The organism is Streptomyces sp. NPDC111520 (assembly GCF_055635295.1).
The window spans coordinates 703,649-727,826 of record NZ_JBVKBW010000001.1; the positions used below are offsets into that span (position 1 = coordinate 703,649).

The window sequence follows — 24,178 nt, forward strand, 5'->3', positions numbered from 1 at the left end:
GGCACGCGGCCCCCGCCCTCTCGCCGGCCCGCCTCAGCGACGCAGCGCCCGGTCCGCCGGCTCCCCCCGCCGGCCTTCCGCGTGCCGGTCCTCGCCCTTCCCGGCCTCCGCCTCCGCCGCGTCCGCCCCCGCAGGCGCGCCGCCGCCGGTGGCCACCACACGGCCGGGGGAAGCCATGCCCTCCCCGGCCGAGCGGCGCCCGGAGAGCAGCTGCGCCACGCTGCCGATTCCGGCCACGGCCAGGGAGACGCCGAGGCCCAGCGCGACGGCGTACAGCGAGTTGGACATGGCGAGGCCGCCGAAGTAGCCCAGGCCCACCGAATACGTCGCCCAGACCGCCTCGGCCACGCCCGCCCCGATCAGGTAGCGGCCGGCCGGATAGCGCACGATGCCCGCCGCGAGGCCGCCGACGACCCGCCCGCTGGGCAGGAACCGGACGGCGATGACGAAGGGCACACCGTGCCGCTCTATCCGGACGCTGGCCCATTCCAGCAGCGCACGGCGGCGCGGCCGCCGGTAGAGCCTGGTCAGCACCCGGCCGCTGACGGCCCGGCCGGTCCGGTGGATCAGCAGGTCGCCCGCGAGGGCGCTGCCGGCGACGACCAGCAGGACGAGCGCGATGGACAGCCGTCCCTGGGCGGCGAGCACGCCCCCGGTGACCAGGAGCGCCGCGTTGGGCACCAGAGGAGGCGCGGTGGTCGCGGCGAGCACCGCGTACGCCCAGAAGACGTGGCCGTCCCGCAGGTACCCCTCGAGGCCCGCGGTGAAGTCGAGGGCCGACACGATCCGTGCAACGTCCATGCGGCCGCCCCTCTTCCCGCCCCGGCCCGTCCCCGCGTCCCGTCCCAGGCCCCCAACGCTCGCAGGGCCGCGACGGCGGGGGCAAGGCGATTTCACCGGGATCGGGGCATTCCCAGGGTTTTCCCGGGGGCGCCTCATCCTCAGGTACGGGGCCGCGGGGTCCGGCTGTGGCGCGGGGAGTACGCCCGGCGTACACCCCCGGTCCCGGCGGGCGGCGGCTCAGCGGCCGAGCAGCTCGCCGCCGTTGCACTGCAGGATCTCCCCGGTGATGAAACCGGCCTCCGGGGAGGCGAGGAAGAGCACCGCGGAGGCGACGTCCTCGGGCCGTCCGACCCGGCCGAGGAGGGTCCGGCCGGCCCGGCGGGTCTGCTCGGCGGCGTCGAGCCGGGCGCCGAAGAACTCTGTGCCCGCCACGGTGCCCGGCGCGACGATGTTGCAAGTCACCCCGCGCGGACCGAGCTGGGCCGCCAGGGAGTGGTTCCAGGCGTGCAGGGCGGCCTTGGAGGCCCCGTAGGAGCCCCCGCCGCGCAGGGCGGCCACCGAGGTGACGGTGATGACCCGGCCGCCCTCGGGGAGCCGGTCGCGTACGGATTCGGTCACCAGCACGGCGGTGAGGACGTTGCGCTCGAAGTCGCCGCGCCAGCGGGCCAGCACCCCGTGCGGGCCGGCGCCGATCGCGAGTTCCCGGCTGCCGGCGTTGTTGACCAGGACGTCGATGCGCCGGGGCAGCCGTGCCAGGGTCGCCTCCACGTCGTCGGGGTCGGCGAGGTCGCAGGCGACCGGGGTGACGTCGTAGCCGTGGTGGGAGCGCAGGTCGTCGGCGGTGGCGCGCAGCACCTCGCGGCGCCGGCCGACGATGGTCACGTGGTCGCCGGCCTCGGCGAAGAGGGTGGCCACCGACCGGCCGATGCCCGTTCCCCCGCCGGTCACCACGACGTGCCGGCCCACACTTGCGTTCTGCGACATCACGCTCCGCCCCTCGAGGAGGGACAGCACGTTACGGGACCTCGCTTACGCGACGGACACGGGGGTGCGCCATGATACGGATGGCGTAGAAGATACGTAGGCATGACCGAGATCACACTGGCTGGAACGTAACCTTTTGGTTTACGAGGGGGTCTAACCGAGCGAAGACACCGGGCTCCCGGCGGACTCGGTGAGATGATGAGCGGGTTGTCTTTGGGGGACAGCCCGGTCGCCATGCCGGGGCGAACTGCCCGGAGAGCTTTGAGCGGCCCTCCCGGGTGGTTTGGTCCGGTTGGGCGAGCGCACCCAAAGAACGCCCGGTACGGACCCGTGGGGGGATCCGCTCCGGGAAACGGGAGCGCCCCGTGCCGAACCCGTGGGGGGATTCGGCGCGGGGCGTTTCTCTTCGTGCGGGACGCTCGCGTCAGCGGGCCTCGACCGGGACGTAGTCCCGCTCGACGACGCCCGTGTAGACCTGGCGCGGACGGCCGATCCGGGAACCCGGCTCGGTGATCATCTCGTGCCACTGCGCGATCCAGCCGGGGAGCCGGCCGAGCGCGAAGAGCACCGTGAACATCGTGGTCGGGAAGCCCATGGCCCGGTAGATCAGGCCGGTGTAGAAGTCCACGTTCGGGTACAGGTTGCGCGAGACGAAGTAGTCGTCGCTGAGCGCGTGCTCCTCCAGCTTCAGCGCGATGTCCAGCAGCTCGTCGGACTTGCCGAGCGCGGAGAGGACGTCGTGGGCGGCGGCCTTGATGATCTTCGCCCGGGGGTCGAAGCTCTTGTAGACCCGGTGGCCGAAGCCCATCAGGCGGACGCCGTCCTCCTTGTTCTTCACCTTGCGGATGAAGGCGTCCACGTCGCCGCCGTCGGCCTGGATGGCCTCCAGCATCTCCAGCACGCTCTGGTTGGCGCCGCCGTGCAGCGGGCCCCACAGGGCGTTGATGCCCGCGGAGATCGACGCGAACAGGTTGGCCTGCGAGGAGCCGACCAGGCGGACGGTGGAGGTGGAGCAGTTCTGCTCGTGGTCCGCGTGGAGGATGAGGAGCTTGTCCAGGGCGTCGACGACGACCGGGTTGAGCTCGTACTCCTCGGCGGGCACGGCGAAGGTCATGCGCAGGAAGTTCTCGACGTAGCCGAGGTCGTTGCGCGGGTAGACGAAGGGGTGGCCGACCGACTTCTTGTAGGCGTACGCCGCGATCGTCGGCAGCTTGGCGATGAGCCGGATCGTCGACAGGTAGCGCTGCTTCTCGTCGAACGGGTTGTGGCTGTCCTGGTAGAAGGTCGACAGCGCGCTGACCACGGAGGACAGCATCGCCATCGGGTGGGCGTCCCGCGGGAAGCCCTGGAAGAACCGCTTGACGTCCTCGTGGAGGAGCGTGTGCTGCGTGATGTCGCCGCGGAAGGCGGCGAGCTCGTCGACGGTGGGGAGCTCACCGTTGATGAGAAGGTACGCGGTCTCCAGGAAGGTTCCGCGTTCGGCGATCTGCTCGATGGGGAAGCCGCGGTAGCGGAGGATTCCCTGCTCGCCGTCGAGGTAGGTGACCGCGGACTTGTAGGCCGCGGTGTTGCCGTAGCCGCTGTCCAGGGTGACCAGGCCGGTGTCGGCGCGCAGCCTGCCGATGTCGAAGCCGTTGTCCCCAACGGTGCCCTCGATCACCGGGTAGCTGTACTCGCTGTCCCCGTACCGCAGTACTACAGAGTTGTCGCTCACGTCATTCCCTCACCGACGTCGTGCCTCTTCTTCGAGGTTGGTAGGTGCCCTGACTACCCCTACTGTCCCCCATTTGGCGTGGCCACGTGCACTCGGGGTCGGTCGGGGAGCCGAATGGTGGCACCCAGTGCCTATTTTGCCGCCCGCGCCAGCCGGTGGTCGAGGGCCGTGAAGCGTCTGCCTGCGGAGACGGTACGGACCGCCTGGCCGATCGCCCTGCGCGAACCCACGAGCACGACCAGGCGCTTTGCCCGGGTAACGGCGGTATACAGCAGGTTCCGCTGGAGCATCATCCATGCGCCGGTGGTGACGGGGATCACGACGGCGGGGTATTCGCTGCCCTGTGACCGGTGGATCGTCACCGCGTAGGCGTGCGCCAGCTCGTCCAGCTCGTCGAAGTCGTAAGGGATCTCCTCGTCCTCGTCGGTCAGTACGGTGAGCCGCTGCTCCACGGTGTCCAGGGAGGTGACGACCCCCACGGTTCCATTGAAGACGCCATTGGCGCCTTTTTCATAGTTGTTCCTGATCTGTGTCACCTTGTCGCCGACGCGGAAGGTCCGGCCGCCGAAGCGCCGCTCCGGCAGGTCGGGGCGGGCCGGGGTGACCGCCTGCTGCAGCAGCCCGTTCAGCACGCCGGCGCCCGCGGGGCCGCGGTGCATGGGGGCGAGCACCTGGACGTCGCGGCGCGGGTCGAGGCCGAACCGGCGCGGGATGCGGCGGGCCGCCACGTCCACCGTGAGCCGGGCCGTCTCCTCGCCGTCCTCCTCCACGAAGAGGAAGAAGTCGTCGAGTCCCTGGGTGACCGGGTGCGCTCCGGAGTTGATCCGGTGCGCGTTGGTCACCACGCCGGACTGCTGGGCCTGCCGGAAGATGCGGGTCAGCCGGACGGACGGGACGGGACCGCCCTCGGCCAGCAGATCACGCAGCACCTCGCCGGCGCCGACGCTGGGCAACTGGTCCACATCGCCGACGAAGAGCAGGTGCGCCCCCGGCGGCACGGCCTTGACCAGCTTGTTCGCCAGCAGCAGGTCGAGCATCGAGGCCTCGTCGACGACGACCAGGTCGGCGTCGAGGGGCCGGTCCCGGTCGTACGCGGCGTCCCCGCCCGGCTTGAGCTCCAGCAGCCGGTGGACCGTCGACGCCTCGGCCCCGGTCAGCTCCGCCAGCCGCTTGGCCGCCCGTCCCGTCGGCGCGGCCAGCAGGACCTTGGCCTTCTTCGCCCGCGCCAGTTCCACCACGGACTTGACCGTGAAGGACTTCCCGCAGCCAGGACCGCCGGTCAGCACGGCGACCTTCTCGGTGAGCGCCAGCCGCACCGCCTGCTGCTGCTCGGGGGCGAGGTCCGCGCCCGTGCGCTCGGCGAGCCAGGCCAGCGCCTTCTCCCAGTCGACGTCGTGGAAGGCGGGCATCCGGTCCTCCGGGCCGCGCAGCAGCCGCAGCAGCGAGCCGGCCAGGGAGATCTCCGCCCGGTGGAAGGGCACCAGGTAGACCGCGCGGACCGGGTCGCCACCGCCGTCGGGGGCGGGCACGGGCTCGACGACCACCCCCTCCTCGCCGGCCAGCTCCGCGAGGCAGTCGATGACCAGGCCGGTGTCCACCTGGAGGAGCTTCACCGCGTCGGAGAGCAACTGCTCCTCGGGCAGGAAGCAGTTGCCGCTGTCGGTCGCCTGGGAAAGGGCGTACTGGAGGCCGGCCTTGACCCGGTCGGGGCTGTCGTGCGGGATGCCGACGGCCTGCGCGATCCGGTCCGCGGTGAGGAAGCCGATGCCCCAGACGTCGGCCGCCAGCCGGTAGGGCTGGTTCTTCACCACGGAGATCGAGGAGTCGCCGTACTCCTTGTAGATCCGCACCGCGATCGAGGTCGACACGCCCACGCCCTGGAGGAAGACCATGACCTCCTTGATCGCCTTCTGCTCCTCCCACGCGGCGCCGATCAGCTTGGTGCGCTTGGGACCGAGACCCGGGACCTCCACCAGCCGGGCGGGCTCCTGCTCGATGACGTCCAGGGTGGCGGTGCCGAAGTGCTCGACGATCCGCTCGGCGATGCGCGGGCCGATGCCCTTGATCAGCCCGGAGCCGAGGTAACGCCGAATGCCCTGGATCGTGGCCGGGAGGACGGTGGTGTAGTTCTCGACGGTGAACTGCTTGCCGTACTGCGGGTGGGAGCCCCAACGGCCCTCCATCCGCAGCGACTCCCCCGGCTGGGCACCCAGCAGCGAGCCGACCACGGTCAGCAGGTCGCCGCCGCCCCGGCCGGTGTCGACCCGGGCGACCGTGTACCCGTTCTCCTCATTCGCATAGGTGATCCGCTCGAGGACGCCCTCGACGACGGCCGGTCTCAACTCCCCCACGGCGCGGGCCACCTCCTCGGATCTGCGATGTGATCCGACGGTACCGCCCGGCCCCGACAGACCGCCGGGACCCTGTGGACAACTCCCCCCGGCCGCCTCTCGGAATGTAACGATCCGGTTTCGTGCTCTTGCCTCGAAGCATGTAATCGATTCCAATCCTCTTTGTAATCGATTCCACGAGGAGGTGGGACGGGTGGCGAGCATCAAGGACGTGGCATCACGCGCCGGTGTCTCCGTCGCGACGGTCTCCCGCGTGCTCAACGACCACCCGGCGGTCCGCCCGGGCACCCGCACCCGGGTGCTGGAGGCCGTGGCCGAACTCGGCTACCGGCCCAACGCGGTGGCGCGCTCCCTGCGCACCGACCAGACCCGGACCCTCGGCCTGGTCATCAGCGACGTGCTGAACCCCTTCTTCACCGAGCTCGCCCGCTCCGTGGAGGACGAGGCCAGGGCGCTGGGCTACAGCGTGATCATCGGCAACGCCGACGAGCGGCCGGAGCAGCAGGACCACCACATCCGCACGCTGCTGGACCGCCGCATCGACGGACTGCTGGTCAGTCCCACCGACGGCGGTTCCCCGCTGATCCTGGACGCGGTGCGCTCCGGCACCCCGATGGTCTTCGTCGACCGCTGGATCCCCGGCATAGGCAACGACGTCCCGGTGGTCCGCACCGACGGCTGCGACGCGGTGCGCGACCTGGTCGCCCACCTCCACGGCCTGGGCCACCGCCGGCTGGCGATCATCGCGGGCCCCGCCGCGACCACCACGGGCCGCGAGCGCGTGCAGGCCTTCCGCGAGGCACTGGCCGCCTTCGGCCTGCCGCTGCCCGACGAGTACGTCGGGCAGGGCGACTTCCAGGCCGACAGCGGCCGCCGGGCCGTCGCCCGCTTCCTCGACCTGCCGGTCCCGCCCGACGTGGTCTTCGCCGCGGACAACCTCATGGCGCTCGGCGCCATGGACGAGATCCGCGCCCGCGGCCTGCGCGTGCCCGACGACATCGCGCTCGCCGCCTTCGACGACATCCCCTGGTTCCTCCACACCGATCCGCCGATCACCGCCATCGCCCAGCCCACGGGCGAACTCGGCCGCGCGGCCGTGCGCTCGCTGATCGACCGCGTGGAGGGCAGGCCGGCGCCGTCGGTCACCGTCTCCGCCCGTCTCGTAGTCCGCCGCTCCTGCGGCGCGTCCGAAGGGAGCCCCCGTTGAGCACGAGCAGCCCCGAGCTCCTCCGCATGGAGGGCGTCCGCAAGGTGTTCCCCGGTGTGGTGGCCCTCGACGGCGTCGACTTCGACCTGCGCGGAGGCGAGGTGCACGTCCTGCTCGGCGAGAACGGCGCGGGCAAGAGCACCCTGATCAAGATGCTCTCCGGCGCGAACCGCCCCGACGGGGGCCGGATCCTCGTCGACGGCGACGAGGTGCGCATCCACGGTGCGCAGGACGCCGAGAAGCTGGGCATCACGACCATCTACCAGGAGTTCAACCTCGTCCCGGCGCTGAGCGTCGCCGAGAACATCTTCCTGGGCCGCCAGCCGCGCCGTCTGGGCCTGGTGAACCGCAAGCAGATGAACGCGGACGCCGCGGCCCTGCTGGCCCGGGTCGGTGTGGACGTCGACCCGCGCACCCCGGTCTCCGAACTGGGCATCGCCCGCCTGCAGATGGTGGAGATCGCCAAGGCACTCAGCCTGGAGGCGCGCGTCCTGATCATGGACGAGCCGACCGCCGTCCTCACCAGCGAGGAGGTCGACAAGCTCTTCCGGATCGTGCGCAAGCTGCGCGAGGACGGCGTCGGCATCGTCTTCATCACCCACCACCTGGAGGAGATCGCCGCCCTCGGCGACCGCGTCACCGTCCTGCGCGACGGCCGCAGCGTCGCCCAGGTGCCCGCGAGCACCCCCGAGGACGAACTCGTCCGGCTGATGGTCGGCCGCAGCATCGAGCAGCAGTACCCGCGAGAGCGCGCCGAAGCGGGCGCGCCCCTGCTGCGGGTCGAGGGCCTCACCCGGGGCGGCGTCTTCCACGACGTGAGTTTCGAGGTGCGGGCCGGCGAGGTCGTGGGCCTGGCGGGCCTCGTCGGCGCCGGACGCACCGAGGTCGTCCGCGCGGTCTTCGGCGCCGACCCGTACGACTCCGGCACGGTCGAGGTGCTGGGCAGGCGGCTGCGCCGCCACGACGTCAACGCCGCCATGGACGCGGGCATCGGCCTGGTGCCCGAGGACCGCAAGGGCCAGGGCCTGGTGCTGGACGCCACCATCCAGGAGAACCTGGGCCTGGTCACCCTCGGACGCGCGACCCGCGCCGGGTTCGTCGACCGGGCCGGGCAGCGCAAGGCGGCGGACCGGATCTCCGGGCAGCTCAAGGTCCGCATGGCCGGGCTCCACCAGCACGTGCGCACCCTGTCGGGCGGCAACCAGCAGAAGGTCGTCATCGGCAAGTGGCTGCTGGCCGACACCAAGGTGCTCATCCTCGACGAACCGACCCGGGGCATCGACGTCGGCGCCAAGGTCGAGATCTACCAGCTCATCAACGAACTCACGGCCTCCGGCCACGCGGTGCTGATGATCTCCAGCGACCTCCCCGAGGTGCTGGGCATGAGCGACCGCGTCCTGGTGATGTCCCAGGGCCGGATCGCCGGCGAACTCCCCGCGCACGAGGCCACCCAGGACTCCGTCATGGCCCTGGCCGTCGGCACAGCGCCCGCCGAGGGCGGCAACGCAACAGCAACGAAGGATGTGGAGGGCTCCCGTGGCCACTGACACGCTCAAAAGCAGTACGGACACGGGCGGCGTCGCCGCGGCACGCCGTGTGCTCCTCAACAACGGCGCGCTCAGCGCCCTGGTCGTCCTGCTCGTGGCACTGTCGTTCCTGTCGGGCGACTTCCTGTCCACGCAGAACCTGCTCAACGTCGGCGTCCAGGCGGCGGTCGTCGCCATCCTCGCCTTCGGCTCCACCTTCGTGATCGTCGCGGCCGGCATCGACCTGTCGGTGGGCTCGGTCGCGGCGCTCTCCGCGACGGTGCTGGCCTGGAGCGCGAGTTCGGCCGGCCTGCCGGTGTGGCTGGCGGTCGTGCTGTCCGTCGCCACCGGTGTCGCCAGCGGCCTCCTGAGCGGCCTGCTGATCTCCTTCGGCAAGCTGCCGCCGTTCATCGCGACCCTCGCGATGCTCTCGATCGGCCGCGGCCTCACCCTGGTCATCTCCCAGGGCAGCCCCATCGCGTTCCCCGACTCCGTCTCCCACCTGGGCGACACCATCGGCGGCTGGCTGCCCGTACCGGTCCTGGTGATGATCGTCGCGGGCGCCGCCACGGCGATCATCCTCGGCCGCACCTACATGGGCCGTGCCATGTACGCGATCGGCGGCAACGAGGAGGCGGCCCGCCTCTCCGGCATCCGCGTCAAGCGCCAGAAGATCATCATCTACGCGCTGTCCGGCCTCTTCGCCGCGGTCGCGGGCATCGTGCTCGCCTCCCGTCTCGCCTCGGCGCAGCCGCAGGCCGCGTACGGCTACGAGCTGGACGCCATCGCGGCGGTCGTCATCGGCGGCGCCAGCCTCTCCGGCGGCGTCGGCAAGGCGTCCGGCACCCTGATCGGCGCGCTGATCCTCGCCGTCCTCCGCAACGGCCTCAACCTCCTCTCGGTCTCCGCCTTCTGGCAGCAGGTCGTCATCGGCGCGGTCATCGCGCTGGCCGTCCTGCTCGACACCCTGCGCCGCCGCGCCTGACGCGCCGCGCGCACCCCGGACCCCCTCTTCTTCTCCGCACCGCACCAGCAAGGAACCCTCATGCGCACCAAGCTCATCTCCGCCACCACCGTCGCCGTCGCCGCCCTCGCGCTCACCGCGACCGCCTGCAACTCCGGCTCCGGCTCGTCCTCCGACATCAAGGTGGGCCTGTCGGTCTCCACCCTCAACAACCCGTTCTTCGTGCAGCTGAAGGAGGGCGCGCAGGCCGAGGCGAAGAAGGAGGGCGTGGACCTGACCGTCACCGACGCGCAGAACGACGCGTCGCAGCAGGCCAACCAGCTGCAGAACTTCACCAGCCAGAACGTGAAGTCGATCGTCGTCAACCCGGTCGACTCCGACGCGGCCGGCCCCTCCGTCAAGGCCGCCAACAAGGCCGGCATCCCCGTCGTCGCGGCCGACCGCGGCGTCAACAACGCCGAGCTCGCCACCACCGTCGCCTCCGACAACGTCGAGGGCGGCCGGCTCGCCGCGAAGACCCTGGCCGAGTCGCTGGGCGGCAAGGGCACCGTGGTCGTCCTCCAGGGCACCGCGGGCACCTCCGCGGCCAACGAGCGCGGCCAGGGCTTCGACGAGGGCATCAAGGCCTACCCGGGCATCAAGGTCGTGGCCGAGCAGGCCGCCGACTTCGACCGCACCAAGGGCCTGGACGTCATGACCAACCTGCTGCAGGCCCACTCCGACGTCACCGGTGTCTTCGCGCAGAACGACGAGATGGCCCTCGGCGCCATCAAGGCGCTGGGCGACAAGGCCGGCAAGTCGGTCAAGGTCGTCGGCTTCGACGGCACTCCCGACGGCCTGACCGCGGTCAAGGCCGGCACCCTCACGGCGTCCGTCGCCCAGCAGCCGAAGGAGCTCGGCAAGCTGGCCGTGCAGAACGCGGTGAAGGCCGCCAAGGGCGAGAAGCTCGGCAGCCTGGTGAAGGTTCCGGTCAAGGTCGTCACCGAGAAGAACGTCGCCGACTTCTCCTCCTGACAGGCCGCACCGGTACGGCTGGACCCCGAAGGGACACGCAGATGCACGGCTACGACCTGGTGGTCGTAGGGTCGGCCAACGCCGACCTGGTGATCCACGTCGACCGCCGCCCCGCGGCGGGCGAGACGGTCCTCGGCTCGGACCTCGCCACCCACCCGGGTGGCAAGGGGGCCAACCAGGCCGTCGCCGCGGCCCGCCTGGGCGCGCGCACGGCGCTCCTCGCGCGGGTCGGCGACGACGCCCACGGGCGGCTGCTCACCGGTTCGCTGAGATCGGCCGGCGTCGACACCACCGGTGTCCTGAGCGGCGGCGCCCCCACGGGCGTCGCGCTGATCACCGTGGACCCCTCGGGCGACAACAGCATCGTGGTGTCGCCGGGCGCCAACGCCCGGCTCACCGCGGCGGACGTGGCCGGGGCGCGCGAGCTGCTGGCCGCCGCCAAGGTGATCTCGTTGCAACTGGAGATCCCCCTGGAGTCCGTGGCCGCCGCCGTGGCGACGGCCACGGAGGCCGGCACGCGGGTCGTACTGAACCCCTCGCCCCCCGCCGCGCTGCCGCGTGAGGTGCTCGCCGGCTGCGACCCCATCGTGGTCAACGAGCACGAGGCACGCGTCCTGCTCGGCACCGGGGCCGGGGACACCCCCGAGGCGTGGGCGGCGGGGCTGCTCGCGCTCGGCCCGCGCTCCGTGGTCGTCACGCTCGGCGCGGCGGGCGCGCTCGCCGCGACGGCGGACGGCACCGTGCGCATACCCAGCCCGCGCGTGTCCGCCGTCGACACCACCGGCGCCGGCGACTCCTTCACGGGGGCGCTGGCCTGGCGGCTCGGCGCGGGCGACGACCTGGTGACCGCGGTGCGGTTCGCGGTGCGGGTGGGCGCCGCCGCCGTCACGAAGCCGGGTGCGCAGGAATCCTTCCCCACCCTCGAAGAAGTGGGTCAGCTGTGAAGAAGTCCGGAATCCTCAACCGCCACCTCGCGGGCGCCCTCGCCGTGCTCGGCCACACCGACCTGGTCGTGGTCTGCGACGCGGGGCTCCCGATCCCTCCCGGGCCGATCGTCGTCGACCTCGCGTTCCGGGCCGGCACCCCGTCCTTCTCCGAGGTCCTCGACGGACTGCTGGAGGAACTGGTGGTGGAGGGCGCGATCGCGGCCAAGGAGGTCCGCGAGCACAATCCCGAGGTGACCGCCCGGCTCGACGGGGCCTTCCCCGACCTGGAGCTGGTCCCGCACGAGGAGTTCAAGGCCCGCACCCGGCAGGCCCGCCTCGTCGTCCGCACCGGCGAGTCCCGGCCGTACGCCAACGTCATCCTGCGCTGCGGCGTGCCCTTCTAGGCCGTACGCGTTGCGTACATCCGTCCGGCTGCGGTCGGCGGGCCGGGCGGGCGGATCGCGCGTAGCGTCCCGACCATGAGCGACCGACCGCTGAAGGACGAGGTGCTGGAGGAGCTGGGGGACGACCGGCTCCGGGAGATCACCGAGCTGCTCGGGACCGACGCCGACCAGGCGCAGCAGGTCGTGGGGAGCGCGGTGGCCTCGATCACCGGGGTGCTGACCGACGACGCGGTGACGCCCGGCGGCACCGCCGAGCTGTGCCAGGCCATGGAACAGGCCGCGAACGAGCCCGAGCCGCTGCCGGCGGCCGCCGTCGGCTTCGCCGGGGTGCAGGGCGGTACGGGGGCGGAACCGGGCCGCGGGGTGCTGGCGGCCGTACTGGCGAAGGTCGCCGGGCCGGCGGCGCGAGCGGTGGCCAAACGGACCGGGCTCCCGGTCGAGACGGTCACGGCGGTGCTGCAGACGGTGATCCCCGTGATGGCGGCCGTGCTGGCCCGGCGGGCCCGCGAGAAGCGCTGAGCGGCGGCGGGGCGCGAGGGCCGGGCAGGTCCCGGACGACCGGGCGGACATGGCGAAAGGGGTCCGGCTCGGCCGGACCCCTTTGGCGTTCCCCTCCCTCTGCGCGATGCCCCGAGCCCCCTCCGGGCTTCACGCTCTCCCCCACTCAAGACCCGTGTGAGGCCCCCCTCTGGGTCTTGACGGTACGTAGACACACCGGCCCCGGGGATGGTTGTACGGCTGCCGGAAAAAGTTTTCAGGGATTCACCGGAGCACGTGGCGGCGGTACCTGTCGGCCGTCTCGGCCAGCACCCCGGCCCCGTCCCGGGCCCACAGCGCGGGGTTGAAGATCTCCACCTCGACCGCTCCCGTGTAACCGGCCGCGTCCACCAGCTCGCGGAAGCCTCGGAGGTCGATGCAGCCGTCCCCGAGCTGGCCGCGGCCCAGGAGCACGCCCTCCGGGAGCGGGGTGACCCAGTCGGCGAGCTGGAACGCGGCGATCCGGCCGCCGGCGCCGGCCCGTGCGATGTCCTGGGGCGCCCGGTCGTCCCACCACAGGTGGTAGGTGTCCACGACGACGCCGACCTGCCGCGCGGGGAAACGTTCGGCGATGCCGAGGGCCTGGGCGAGGGTCGAGACCACGCAGCGGTCGGAGGCGTACATCGGGTGCAGCGGCTCGATCGCCAGCCGCACCCCGCGGTCCTCCGCGTACGGGGCGAGCCCGGCGACCGCGTCGGCGACGCGTTCACGGGCACCGGCGAGATCGCGGTCGCCGGCGGGAAGGCCACCGGAGACCAGGACGAGGGTGCCGGTGCCCAGGGCCGCCGCCTCGTCGACCGCCGCCCGGTTGTCGGCGAGGGCGGCGGCGCGCTCGTCCGGGTCGGAGGCGGTGAAGAAGCCCCCGCGGCAGAGCGTGGTGACCGTGAGCCCGGCCTCGCGCACCAGCTTCGCCGCGGCCTCGACGCCGTACTCGTGGACCGGGCCGCGCCACAGTCCGACGCCGGGGACACCGAGCGTCACCAGCCCCTCGACCAGTTCGGGGAGCGGCAGTTGCCGCACGGTCTCCTGGTTGACGCTGAGCCGCGCGAGGTCCCCGGAGGGCCGATTGTCAGTACGCAATGTCACACTCCGTACACGGAGAGAAGCCGGCGCACGCGCGAGGCGGCGAGCACCGGGTCGGGGAAGAGTCCGATCCGGTCCGCCAGTTCGTAGGCGCGGGCCAGATGGGGGAGGGAGCGTGCCGAGTGGAGACCACCGACCATCGTGAAGTGCGACTGGTGGCCGGCCAGCCAGGCCAGGAGGACGACGCCCGTCTTGTAGTGCCGGGTCGGGGCGCCGAAGAGGTGGCGGGAGAGCTCGACGGTGGGGTCGAGCAGTGCCCGGAAGCCCGCGGCGCCGCGGGCTTCGCGGGGGCCGTCGCCGCCGTCGCCCCCTTCGTCGTCCAGCAGGTGCAGGGCCCGCGCGGCGAGCGGCGCGAGCGGGTCGAAGACGCCGAGCAGGGCGTGGCTGAAGCCCCGTTCGTCGCCGGCGATCAGTTCGGGGTAGTGGAAGTCGTCGCCGGTGTAGCAGCGCACGCCGGCGGGGAGGCGGCGGCGCAACTCGACCTCGCGCCCGGCGTCGAGCAGGGAGATCTTGACGCCGTCGACCTTGCCGGGGTGGGCGGCGATCACCTCGAGGAGGGTGGCGGTGGCGGCGTCCAGGTCCGTGCTGCCCCAGTAGCCCTCCAGCGCGGGGTCGAACATCGGGCCCAGCCAGTGCAGCACGACGGGCCCGGCCGCCTGGCGCAGGAGGTGGCCGTAGACCTCCAGGTAGTCGTCGGGTCCCTTGGCGACGGCGGCCAGCGCGCGCGAGGCCATGAGCACGGCCCGCGAGCCCGCGTCCTCGACGACGGCGAGCTGCTCCTCGTAGGCGGCCCGAATGCCGGCGAGGCCGTAGGGGTGGCCGAACCCGGTGGGCGACAGCTGGTCGGTGCCCACGCCGCAGACGATGCGGCCGCCCTCGGCACGGGCTTCGGCGGAGGAACGGCGGATCAGTTCGGCGGCCCCGGCCCAGTCCAGGCCCATGCCGCGCTGGGCGGTGTCCATGGCCTCGGCGACGCCCAGTCCGTGAGACCACAGGTGGCGGCGGAAGGCCAGCGTGGCCTCCCAGTCCAGCGCGGCGGGCCGGTCGGCCGCCGTGCGGAAGGGGTCGGCGACGACGTGGGCCGCCGCATAGACGACGCGCCTGCGCGGCTCGTCCGGCGTCGTGGGAGCCACGGCGTGGGCGGCGGGCTCGGTGCGCGGCCGGTACGCGGACAACTCGCCCGATTCAGTAGGGAGGTGGAGGAGTGTCACAGCGTCAGCTCCGGTACATCGAACCGGCGGCCCTCGGCGGAGGAACGCAGGCCCAGTTCGGCGAGCTGCACACCGCGGGCACCGGCCAGCAGGTCCCGGGTGTAGGGCTCGCCGAGGTGGACGTGGCGCAGGAACAGTTCCCACTGGGCCTTGAAGCCGTTCTCGAACTCCCCGTTGTCCGGCACCTCCTGCCACTGGTCGCGGAAGACCTCGGTGGCGGGCAGGTCGGGGTTCCAGACCGGCCTGGGGGTGGTGGAGCGGTGCTGGACCCGGCAGTCGCGCAGCCCCGCGACGGCCGAGCCCTCGGTGCCGTCGACCTGGAACTCCACCAGTTCGCCGCGGTTGACGCGCACGGCCCACGAGGAGTTGATCTGGGCGACCACGCCGCCCTCGAGCTCGAAGATCCCGTAGGCGGCGTCGTCGGCCGTGGCGTCGTAGGGCTTGCGCTGCTCGTCCCAGCGCTGCGGGACGTGCGTGGTGGCGAGCGCCTGCACGGAGAGCACCCGGCCGAACAGCTCGTGGAGGACGTACTCCCAGTGCGGGAACATGTCCGCGACGATGCCGCCGCCGTCCGCGGCGCGGTAGTTCCACGAGGGGCGCTGTGCCGGCTGCCGGTCGCCCTCGAAGACCCAGTAGCCGAACTCGCCGCGGACGGAGAGGATCCGCCCGAAGAAGCCGCCGTCGATCAGCCGCCGGAGCTTGAGCAGCCCCGGGAGGAAGAGCTTGTCCTGGACGACGCCGTGGCGCACTCCGGCCTCTGTGGCGAGGCGGGCCAGCCGCAGCGCCCCGTCCAGGCCGGTCGCGGTGGGCTTCTCGGTGTAGATGTGCTTGCCGGCGGCGATCGCCTTGGTGATCGCCTCCTCGCGGGCGGCGGTGACCTGGGCGTCGAAGTAGATCTCGGTGGCGGGGTCGGCGAGCACGGCGTCCAGGTCGGTGGAGACCAGGGTGGGGTCCAGGCCGTGGCGTTCGGCGAGGGCGCGCAGCGCGTGCTCGCGGCGGCCGACGAGGACGGGCTCCGGCCACAGCACCGTGCCGTCACCGAGGTCGAGTCCGCCCTGCTCGCGCAGGGCGAGGATCGAGCGGACGAGGTGCTGGCGGTGGCCCATGCGTCCGGTGACGCCGTTCATGGCGATCCGCACGGTCCTGCGTGTCACGTGGGGTTCCCCTCTCCCGTGGATCTCCGGGCGGTGACAGTAAGCGCTTTCCCTCTGCTCACGCTAACGGCTGCCGGACACCGCCGACAAGAGGGGACACGGCGAAGGGCGGCCGCGCGTCCCCCGCCTGACGTGGGGTCATCGTTCCGGACGCGGGGCGGCGATGTCCCCGGCGCGTCGCATTCACCTCCCGGCACCCCGGGGCGGTGCCCGCACGGCGGCAGGCCCGCACGACCGGCGACACCGGATGCCGTCGGCGTGCGCCCACGGCGGCGCTCCGTGCGCCCCGGGCTCCGGCACCCCGGGTCCCGACGCGCCACCCGCCGTGGGGTGTTCGGCGCGACCGGCCGGACGCGGCGCGACGGACCTCCCGCGACGACCCCGGACCACGGCCCCGGACCACGGCCGCCGCGGGGCCGCCGGGGACCCCGCAACAGGCTCCGCGGCGGGCTCCGCCGACGACGGCCACGGCACGCCACGACCTCTGAAACGTTTACAGAAAGCGCTTGCCAAGATCGCCACCCCACCGCGGTGCGGGACCCCCGGCAAGGTGCCCCGCGACTCCGCTCCCCCGGCGGCCCCCGAGGTGAGAACATGTGCCGCTACGGGCGGAGGGCCCGGGGATGACCGACCCGGAGGAAACAGACGAGATGGCAGTGACCCTCGCCGACGTGGCGGCGCGCGCCGGAGTGTCCGCCGCGACCGTCTCGCGCGTCCTGAACGGCAACTACCCGGTCGCGGGCAGTACGCGCGAGCGGGTGCTGCGGGCCGTCGACGACCTCGACTACGTCGTGAACGGGCACGCCCGCGCACTGGCCGCCGCCACCTCCGACCTGGTCGGGGTCCTGGTCAACGACGTCGCCGACCCCTTCTTCGGGCTCATGGCCAGCGCCGTGCAGAGCGAGATCTGCGGCGGCGCCGAACAGCCGTCGGGGCCGCCCGCGGGTGCCGGGAAGCTCGCCGTGGTCTGCAACACCGGGGGCTCCCCCGAGGCCGAGCTCAACTACCTGACCCTGCTGGAACGGCAGCGCGCCGCCGGCGTGGTGCTCACCGGCGGCGCCGTGGAGGGCACCGGTCACAGCGCCGCCGTGGCCGGCCGTCTCGCCCGGCTCGCCGCCTCCGGCACCCGGATCGTGCTGTGCGGCCGCCCGCCGCTGCCCGAGCTCGCCGGCCTGGCCGGGCCCGCCGCGGACTCCGTGATGACCGTCGCCTTCGACAACCGCGGCGGCGCGCAGCGCCTGACCGAGCACCTGCTGGGCCTCGGCCACCGCACGATCGGCTACGTCGCGGGCCCCGCCGAGCGCAGCACCACCCGGCACCGCCTGGAGGGCCATCGCACCGCCCTGGCCGAGGCCGGACTCGCGGGCTCCCCCGCCGAACTCGACCGCCTCACCGTGCACGGCTACTACGACCGCTCCTCCGGCTACGATGCCGCGCTGGAGCTGCTGCGCCGCGAACCGGGGCTCACGGCCGTCGTCGCCGCCAACGACACGGTGGCGCTCGGCGTCTGCGCGGCGCTGCGCGAGCGCGGGCTGCGCATCCCCGAGGACGTCTCGGTCGCCGGCTTCGACGACCTGCCCTTCAGCGTGGACGCCGTCCCCGCGCTCACGACGGTGCGCATACCGCTGCAGGAGGCGGGCGCCCGCGCGGGGCGCCTGGTCATGGGGCGGCAGGCGCCGCCTCCCGGCGGGCTGGCGACCGTACGGACGGAACTGATGGTGCGGGCGTCGACGGCGGCGCCGCGGAAGGTCGCGTAGCGGCCGCGGGAGCGCCCCGGCGCGCGCGCCCGTACCGGGGGCCCGTACCTGTGCAGGACCACCCGGGTCGGATTATCTTTGACCCAGTCAAAGAATTTCCGGGAGGACCGCCGTGACCGTCCAGGAGATCCGGGCGTTCAACCGCTTCTACACCAACCTCATCGGCGCGCTCGACTACAGCCGCCACCTGCACACGCCGTACACCCTCACCGAGGCCCGCGTCCTCTACGAACTCGCCCACGCACCCGACGGCGGGCTGGACGCCGCCGACCTGCGCACGGCCCTGTCCGTGGACGCCGGCCAGCTCAGCCGGATGCTGGCGGCCTTCGGGGAACGGGGCCTGCTGACCCGCGCGCCGTCACCACGGGACGCCAGGCGGCAGCGCGTGGAGCTGACGCCCGACGGTCGCGAGGCCGCCCGGCTGCTGGAGGAACGGTCACGGGAAGCGGTCGGGTCCCTGGTCGGCGGGCTTGCCCCGCACGACCGCGACCGCCTCACCGAGGCCATGCGCACGGTACGCGACGTCCTCGGCGGCGACGCCGCCGACACCCGGCCCCCCGCCGCGGCCCGGGTCCGGCTGCGGGAGCCGCGCCCCGGCGACCTCGGCTGGGTGGTCCAGCGCAACGCGGAGGTCTACGCCGATGAGTACGGCTGGAACGCCGAGTACGAGACCCTCGTCGCCCGGATCGTCGCGGACGGCCACGAACGGGCCTGGATCGCCGAACTCGACGGCGAGCGCGCCGGCTGCGTCTTCTGCGTACGCGACGACGCACCCGGCACGGCGCGGCTGCGCCTGCTCCTGGTGGACCCGGCCGCCCGGGGCCACGGCATCGGCCGCCGGCTGGTCGAGGCCTGCGTCGCGCACGCCCGCGCGGCCGGCCACCGCGAGCTGGTGCTGTGGACCAACGATGTCCTGGTCTCCGCCCGGCGCATCTACGAGGCGGCCGGTTTCGAGCTCGTCGGGCAGAAGCCGCACCGCAGCTTCGGCCGCGATCTCGTCGGGCAGGACTGGCGACTGGTGCTGTAACGTCCGAAAAGTGAAGCTCGCGTTCTCGACCCTCGGCGTGCCGGGGCTCCCCGTGCCGGACGTGGTCCGGCTCGCCGCGGAGCACGGCTACCACGGCGTGGAGCTGCGGGCGGGTCACGAGGAGCCGGTGCACAGCGGCCTGACGGAACGGCAGCGTGCCGACGTGGCGGGGGAGTTCCGCGGCTCCGGCGTCGCAATCCTGGCGGTCGCCTCCTACGTGCAGGTGGCCGCTCCGGGCGAGGACGCCCCCGCGCTGCGCGGGCTGCGCGACCACGTACGCCTCGCCGCCGACCTCGGCGCCTCCTACGTACGGGTGTTCCCCGGCGGCGGCGAGGACGACAGGGACGCCGCGGACACCAGGGCGGCCCGCCGGCTGGCCGCGGTCGCCCCGGAGGCGGCGGACGCGGGCGTGCGCGTCCTGGTGGAGACCCACGACTCGCACCGGACCGGCGCGGACGTGGCGCGGATCCTGGGGCTGGTGGGCCATCACCACGCGGGCGCGCTCTGGGACGTGATGCACCCGTGGCTGGGCGGCGAGCAGCCCGAGCACACCTATCCGGTGCTCGCCCCCTACCTGGGCTACGTGCAGGTCAAGGACGTCTCATCGGCGGCGGACACCACCCCGCTGCCGCTCGGCCACGGGGCGCTGCCGCTGGCCGGCACGGTGGAGGTGCTCAGCCGGGCGGACTGGGACGGCTGGCTGTGCTGGGAGTACGAGAAGCGCTGGTACCCGCAGGTGCGGGCGCTGCCGGAACTGCTGTCGCGGGGACGTTCGCACCTGCTGCGGCTGCTCGGCGAGTCCGCCTGAGCCCGCTTGAGCCCGCCTCCGGCCCCAACGCCCGCGCCCGGCCCCGGGCACCCGTACCCTTAAGCACCAGCGAGTGCTGCCAAGCTGTCGGTTTCAGCATTGCTGAACGGTGTGCCCTCCCGGCGGGCGCACGGGATGACGAGGTGAACGGATGCTGGACCTGGCCCGGCTGCGGGCGCTGCACGCCGTGCACGTGCACGGATCGGTGGGGGCCGCGGCCACGGCGCTCGGCTACACGGCCTCCGCCGTGTCCCAGCAGATCGCCAAGCTGGAGCGGGAGACCCGTACGACGCTGCTGGAGCGGCAGGGGCGCGGTGTGGCGCTGACCGAGGCCGCCCAGCTGCTGGCGGAGACCGCGCAGGAGCTGATGGCGATCGTGGAGCGGGCCGAGGTGGCGCTGGAGGAGCGGCGCGGCCGCCCCACCGGACGGCTGACCATGGCCGCCTTCCCGACCGCCGCGCGCGGTCTGCTCCCGGAGGTGCTCGCCGGGCTGACGGCCGCGCACCCGTCGCTGGAGCTTCGGCTGGTGGAGGAGGGCGCGCACCTTTCGGTCGACCTGGTCTCGCGCGGCGTCGTCGACCTGGCCGTGGTGCACGACTGGGACATCGCCCCGCTGCCCGCCCCCGAAGGGCTGGAGCGGGTGGTGATCGGCGAGGACCACTGCGACGTGCTGGTCCCGGCCGGGCATCCGCTGGCGGCGCGCGCCGCGCTGGTCCGCGAGGACGTCGTCGACGAGCGGTGGATCTGCCAGCCGCCCGGGCACGTGTGCCACGACTGGCTGGTGCGGACCCTGCGGGAGGCGGGCACCGAGCCGGACCTGGCGTTCCAGGTCGCCGAGTACCAGACGCAGTTGGCGCTGGTGGCGGCCGGGCTGGGGATCGCGCTGGTGCCGCGGCTGGGGCGCGGGCCGGTGCCGGAGGGTGTGGTCGTGGTGCCGCTGGAGCCGGCTCCCGTGCGGCGGCTTTACGCCTTGTGGCGGACGGGGGCGTCGCGACGTCCGGCCATCACGGAGACGGTCCGGGCGTTGCGCGCCCACTACCCGGGGGTCGTTGCCTGACCATGGGCGGATGGCACCCATCCGCAGGGAACCGTTCGCGTCCCCGTCCCGTCCAACCCGCGTGCTGCCGGGGAGTCTCCGCAAAGCGGTGTCGGTCACGCTGCTGGCTGCGTCGCTGACAACCCTCTCCGCCGCATGCGGCCGGCAGCAGCCCGCCACCGGCGTACCCCCCTCCGACAACGCCGGTGGCGGCCCCTCCACCTCCGCGATCGCCACCCTGCCCGCCGGTCCGGCGCCGTCCGGCGCCCCCGCCGTGCCGTCCGTGTCCTCGACGTCGCTGTCGTCGCCGCCGTCGCCGTCCCCGCCGGGGAACGGGACGGTCTCCACCCGCCGCGTGTACTTCACCGAGACCACGCGCCGGGTGCCCGCGGTGCACACGGTCCTCGACGGCGAGCGCGACCTGGGCCGGTTCCCCGGCTACTTCATGAAGTCGGCACCGGAGATCGCCGACGACATCGCGCGGCGTGCCGCGCGGACCGACTTCTCGCGCTCGGTCCTCGTCGCCTGGAGCCGGACGACCGGCTGCAACAGCACCAGGGACGCCGTCCTCTTCCGGGGCGGCGACCGGCTGACGCTCGGCCTGGCGCAGCGGCCGATGGGTCAGTGCCTGGTCGCCAACCAGGTGGTCACCGTGTTCGAGGTGCCGCGCGACCGGATGCCGAAGCGGCCGCGCTTCGCACAGGAGGCGGACCCGCGGGCCGATCCGCCGGCCCCGGGGAGCACGGTGGCGTTCGGCGGCCTGGAGGGGATGCGGGATCGCGTCGGCCGGCGCAGTGCCGAGGTCACCACGGCCCGGCAGCTCGACGCCTTCCTCGCGGGTCTGCCCCGCAAGGGGGCGGCCGCGCTGCGCGAGCAGCTGGCACGGCATCCCCGGCGCCCGGACGAGCGGCGCTTCGCCTTCGTGCTGACCGGCTGCGCGCCCACCGGGGCCGTCCTGACCATCGGCCGGCAGGAGATCTCGGCCTCCCCCACCGGGGACGAGCACATCCGGTGCGTCCAGGTCCAGCACTACGCGGCGGTGCTCGCGGTGCCGGCGGTGCTCGTGCCGGAGCGTGCCCGACTCATTGACTGACAATTACTTTCCGGCTAAGCGTGTCTGCTTGAAGGTTTCTTTCAGCGCCTCCGCCTCCTCCTGCCGGAAGGAGTCCGTCATGCACAGCCGTCCCCGTCCCTCCCGCCGCACGGTGCTCGGTGCCACCGCGGCCGCCTCCACCGCCCTCGCCCTCGGCGTCCCGGGCACCGCGAGCGCGGCCGCGGCCGACCGCAGACGCGTCCGTGCGCTCATCGACCGCATGAGCATCGAGGAGAAGATCGGCCAGCTCTTCGTCATGCGCGTGTACGGCCATTCGGCCACCGCCCCCGATCCGGCCGACGTGGCCGCGAACCAGGCCGAGATCGGGGTCTCCGACGCCGCCGAGCTGATCGCGAAGTACCACGTCGGCGGCATCATCTACTTCGCGTGGGCCCACAACACCCGTGATCCGCACCAGATCGCCGACCTCTCCAACGGCATCCAGCGGTCGTCCCGGATCCCGCTGCTGATCTCCACCGACCAGGAGCACGGCGCCGTCGCCCGGGTCGGCTCCCCCGCCACGCTCTTCCCGGGCGGGATGGCGCTCGGTGCGGGCGGCAGCACCCGGGACGCCCGGCGGGCCGCGGCCGTCGCCGGGGCCGAACTGGCGGCGATGGGCATCGGCCAGGACTACGCGCCGGTCGCCGACGTCAACGTCAACCCCGCCAACCCCGTGATCGGCGTGCGCTCCTTCGGCGCCGACCCGAAGGCCGTGGCCGCGCTCGTCGCCGCCCAGGTGGAGGGCTACCAGCGGGCCGGGGTCGTCGCCACCGCCAAGCACTTCCCCGGGCACGGCGACACCGGCACGGACAGCCACTACGCCCTGCCGGTCATCACGCACTCGCTGGAGGAGTGGCGGCGCCTGGACGCCCCGCCGTTCCGCGCCGCGATCGCCGCCGGCATCGACTCGATCATGACCGCGCACATCCTGGTGCCCGCCCTCGACGACTCCGGCGACCCCGCCACGCTGTCGCGGCCGATCCTCACCGGCATCCTGCGCGAGGAACTCGGCTACGACGGCGTGGTCGTCACCGACTCCCTCGGCATGGAGGGCGTACGCCAGAAGTACGGTGACGACCGCGTCCCGGTGCTCGCCCTGAAGGCCGGCGCCGACCAGTTGCTCAACCCGCCGGTCCTGGAGACCGCCTGGCAGGGCGTGCTGGCCGCCGTGCGGTCCGGGGAGCTCACCGAGGAGCGCCTCGACGAGTCCCTCACCCGGATCCTCACGCTCAAGGCGCGGCGCGGGCTGCTCGACGACCCGTACGTCACCCACCGCGGCGTGGACCGGACGGTCGGCACCCGCGGCCACCTGGCGGAGGCCGACCGGATCACCGAACGCACCGTGACGCTGCTGGCGAACCGGGGGACGCTGCCGCTGCCGGCCCACCGTCGGCTGCTGGTCGTCGGCGCCGACCCGGCCGCGCCCTCGGGCACCGGCGGCCCGCCCACCGCGGTGCTCGGCGCGGCGCTGGCCGGCCTCGGGCACACCGCCCAGGTCCTGTCGACCGGGACCGCGCCGGGGCAGGCCGCGATCGACCAGGCGGCGGCCGCCGCGCGGGACAAGGACGCGGTGGTGGTGGCCACGTACAACGTCACCGGGGCGTCGACGGGCCAGATCGCGCTGGTCGCCGCGCTCGTCGCCACCGGCGTGCCGGTGGTGCAGGTCGCGATCCGCAACCCGTACGACGTCGCGCGGCTGGAGGGGGTGGCCGCGTCCCTGGCCACCTACGGCTGGACGGACGTGTCGATGCGGGCGGCGGCACGGGTGCTGGCCGGCAAGGTGCGGCCCACCGGGAAGCTGCCGGTGGCGGTACCCGCCGCGGACGACCCGTCACGGACCCTCTACCCGGTCGGCTGGGGCCTGCGGTACTGAGCCCGCGGCGCGCGGGGGCGGCCCCTCCCGGAAAGGGGCCACGCCACCTATCCTGCCGAAAACGGGCAACTCGCCCGGGGGACGGGTGGGGGGCCGCCATGCGCGTGTTGTCCGGACAGCTCCTGGGAGCGGCGTGGCTGGTCGCGGTGGTGCTCGCCGCCTGCTCGCCGGGCCCGGGCGGCACGGGTAGCGGCGCCGCCGCTCCCGTTGTCCCGTCCGTCACCCATGACGCGGTCTTCCTGGACCGCGGCGACTGCGCGGCCCGCGACCGGGCCGGCGCCTACCGGGAGGTGGGCTGCTCGGACCCGGCCGCCCGCGCCCGCGTCGTCGGCCGGCTGTACGGGCTGCTGCCGGCCTCGCCGTCACCCGCTCCCCCGGCCGCCGCACGGGCCGGCGACCGCTGCCCGCCGACCACGGACTTCCTGCTCACCGTCACCGCCGCCCGCCCCCAGGGCTACGCCTGCATGCGCAACCTGGCGGCACCTCACCCCGGGGACCCGGGCGGGGGCGGCGGGCCCCGCACGATCGCGGGCGACTGCGTCTACACGTCCCGGAAGGGACAGGTGAAGGAGACGCCCTGCGACGGATCGGGGCCGCACGCCCCGCAGTTCCGGGTCGTGGAGCTGGCCCGCGGCCGCGGGTCCTGCCCCACGGGCACGGCCCTGTACGTCGGGGTGGGCGCGGGGCCGGCGGGCGTGGGATGCGCCCGCCGGCTCTGACACCCGA

At 73.5% G+C, this 24,178-nt stretch carries 19 protein-coding genes and 2 pseudogenes; 14 read left to right on the top strand and 7 right to left on the bottom strand.

The genetic code is table 11. The features are described from left to right. Window positions 1–33: 33 nt before the first annotated feature. The 4 genes from ACZ7MY_RS03210 to recD2 form a co-directional block, all read right to left on the bottom strand. Window positions 34–801 (bottom strand): DedA family protein, encoded by a 768-nt coding sequence (locus ACZ7MY_RS03210; RefSeq protein ID WP_499599086.1) that lies wholly within the window; start codon window positions 799–801, stop codon window positions 34–36. 219 nt (window positions 802–1,020) lie between these two features. After that, a complete protein-coding gene (locus tag ACZ7MY_RS03215) occupies window positions 1,021–1,767 on the bottom strand; it encodes an SDR family NAD(P)-dependent oxidoreductase (RefSeq protein WP_499599088.1) in 747 nt (248 codons plus the stop codon). A gap of 424 nt (window positions 1,768–2,191) precedes the next feature. Further along, complete coding sequence (locus ACZ7MY_RS03220) at window positions 2,192–3,481, bottom strand: citrate synthase (RefSeq protein ID WP_499599090.1); 1,290 nt, start codon at window positions 3,479–3,481, stop codon at window positions 2,192–2,194. A gap of 131 nt (window positions 3,482–3,612) precedes the next feature. Then, entirely contained in the window at window positions 3,613–5,832 is a 2,220-nt protein-coding gene (gene recD2 / locus ACZ7MY_RS03225) for an SF1B family DNA helicase RecD2 (protein ID WP_499599092.1), read from the bottom strand. Between the two features lie 193 nt (window positions 5,833–6,025). Here recD2 and ACZ7MY_RS03230 point away from each other — a divergent pair, with 193 nt between their 5' ends. From ACZ7MY_RS03230 to ACZ7MY_RS03260, 7 genes and pseudogenes are all read left to right on the top strand, one after another. Beyond that, the gene (locus ACZ7MY_RS03230; protein WP_499599093.1) at window positions 6,026–7,039 is read left to right on the top strand and encodes a LacI family DNA-binding transcriptional regulator; all 1,014 of its coding nucleotides are present in this window, start codon (window positions 6,026–6,028) and stop codon (window positions 7,037–7,039) included. Window positions 7,040–7,065: 26 nt separating this feature from the next. Then, the gene (locus ACZ7MY_RS03235; protein WP_499599360.1) at window positions 7,066–8,586 is read left to right on the top strand and encodes a sugar ABC transporter ATP-binding protein; all 1,521 of its coding nucleotides are present in this window, start codon (window positions 7,066–7,068) and stop codon (window positions 8,584–8,586) included. Next, a pseudogene (locus ACZ7MY_RS03240) lies at window positions 8,576–9,547 on the top strand (ABC transporter permease); the annotation flags it as partial. The gene ACZ7MY_RS03235 and the pseudogene ACZ7MY_RS03240, both read left to right, overlap by 11 nt. Before the next feature lie 156 nt (window positions 9,548–9,703). Beyond that, window positions 9,704–10,543: pseudogene (locus tag ACZ7MY_RS03245) on the top strand (D-ribose ABC transporter substrate-binding protein); the annotation flags it as partial. A 41-nt stretch (window positions 10,544–10,584) separates the two neighbouring features. Next, window positions 10,585–11,487 (top strand): ribokinase, encoded by a 903-nt coding sequence (gene rbsK, locus ACZ7MY_RS03250; protein ID WP_499599094.1) that lies wholly within the window; start codon window positions 10,585–10,587, stop codon window positions 11,485–11,487. Next, the gene (gene rbsD / locus ACZ7MY_RS03255) at window positions 11,484–11,873 is read left to right on the top strand and encodes a D-ribose pyranase (protein ID WP_499599096.1); all 390 of its coding nucleotides are present in this window, start codon (window positions 11,484–11,486) and stop codon (window positions 11,871–11,873) included. Before rbsK ends, rbsD begins: the two co-directional genes overlap by 4 nt. Before the next feature lie 75 nt (window positions 11,874–11,948). Beyond that, the gene (locus tag ACZ7MY_RS03260; protein WP_499599097.1) at window positions 11,949–12,392 is read left to right on the top strand and encodes a DUF937 domain-containing protein; all 444 of its coding nucleotides are present in this window, start codon (window positions 11,949–11,951) and stop codon (window positions 12,390–12,392) included. Window positions 12,393–12,635: 243 nt separating this feature from the next. Here ACZ7MY_RS03260 and ACZ7MY_RS03265 read toward each other — a convergent pair whose 3' ends face one another. The 3 genes from ACZ7MY_RS03265 to ACZ7MY_RS03275 are packed head-to-tail and all read right to left on the bottom strand — an operon-like array spanning window position 12,636 to window position 15,858. Further along, window positions 12,636–13,490: a sugar phosphate isomerase/epimerase family protein gene (locus ACZ7MY_RS03265; RefSeq protein WP_499599099.1), complete on the bottom strand. Its 855-nt coding sequence runs from the start codon at window positions 13,488–13,490 to the stop codon at window positions 12,636–12,638. 2 nt (window positions 13,491–13,492) lie between these two features. Further along, window positions 13,493–14,704, bottom strand: a complete 1,212-nt coding sequence (locus ACZ7MY_RS03270; protein ID WP_499599101.1) for a dihydrodipicolinate synthase family protein — start codon at window positions 14,702–14,704, stop codon at window positions 13,493–13,495. Then, complete coding sequence (locus tag ACZ7MY_RS03275; RefSeq protein ID WP_499599103.1) at window positions 14,701–15,858, bottom strand: Gfo/Idh/MocA family protein; 1,158 nt, start codon at window positions 15,856–15,858, stop codon at window positions 14,701–14,703. The genes ACZ7MY_RS03270 and ACZ7MY_RS03275 overlap by 4 nt, the downstream gene beginning before the upstream one ends. 650 nt (window positions 15,859–16,508) lie before the next feature. Here ACZ7MY_RS03275 and ACZ7MY_RS03280 point away from each other — a divergent pair. The 7 genes from ACZ7MY_RS03280 to ACZ7MY_RS03310 all read left to right on the top strand — a co-directional run bounded on the left by ACZ7MY_RS03280 (window position 16,509) and on the right by ACZ7MY_RS03310 (window position 24,171). Further along, the gene (locus ACZ7MY_RS03280) at window positions 16,509–17,615 is read left to right on the top strand and encodes a LacI family DNA-binding transcriptional regulator (RefSeq protein WP_499599105.1); all 1,107 of its coding nucleotides are present in this window, start codon (window positions 16,509–16,511) and stop codon (window positions 17,613–17,615) included. Between the two features lie 112 nt (window positions 17,616–17,727). Continuing rightward, window positions 17,728–18,642: a bifunctional helix-turn-helix transcriptional regulator/GNAT family N-acetyltransferase gene (locus ACZ7MY_RS03285; RefSeq protein WP_499599107.1), complete on the top strand. Its 915-nt coding sequence runs from the start codon at window positions 17,728–17,730 to the stop codon at window positions 18,640–18,642. Between the two features lie 10 nt (window positions 18,643–18,652). Further along, a complete protein-coding gene (locus ACZ7MY_RS03290; RefSeq protein WP_499599109.1) occupies window positions 18,653–19,450 on the top strand; it encodes a sugar phosphate isomerase/epimerase family protein in 798 nt (265 codons plus the stop codon). Window positions 19,451–19,601: 151 nt separating this feature from the next. Continuing rightward, window positions 19,602–20,507 (top strand): LysR family transcriptional regulator, encoded by a 906-nt coding sequence (locus tag ACZ7MY_RS03295; protein ID WP_499599110.1) that lies wholly within the window; start codon window positions 19,602–19,604, stop codon window positions 20,505–20,507. A gap of 88 nt (window positions 20,508–20,595) precedes the next feature. Next, window positions 20,596–21,579, top strand: a complete 984-nt coding sequence (locus ACZ7MY_RS03300; RefSeq protein ID WP_499599112.1) for a hypothetical protein — start codon at window positions 20,596–20,598, stop codon at window positions 21,577–21,579. Window positions 21,580–21,658: 79 nt separating this feature from the next. After that, window positions 21,659–23,452, top strand: coding sequence for a glycoside hydrolase family 3 protein (locus ACZ7MY_RS03305; RefSeq protein WP_499599114.1), 1,794 nt, complete (start codon window positions 21,659–21,661; stop codon window positions 23,450–23,452). Window positions 23,453–23,550: 98 nt separating this feature from the next. Continuing rightward, window positions 23,551–24,171: a hypothetical protein gene (locus ACZ7MY_RS03310; RefSeq protein WP_499599116.1), complete on the top strand. Its 621-nt coding sequence runs from the start codon at window positions 23,551–23,553 to the stop codon at window positions 24,169–24,171. The last annotated feature ends 7 nt before the right edge of the window (window positions 24,172–24,178 follow it).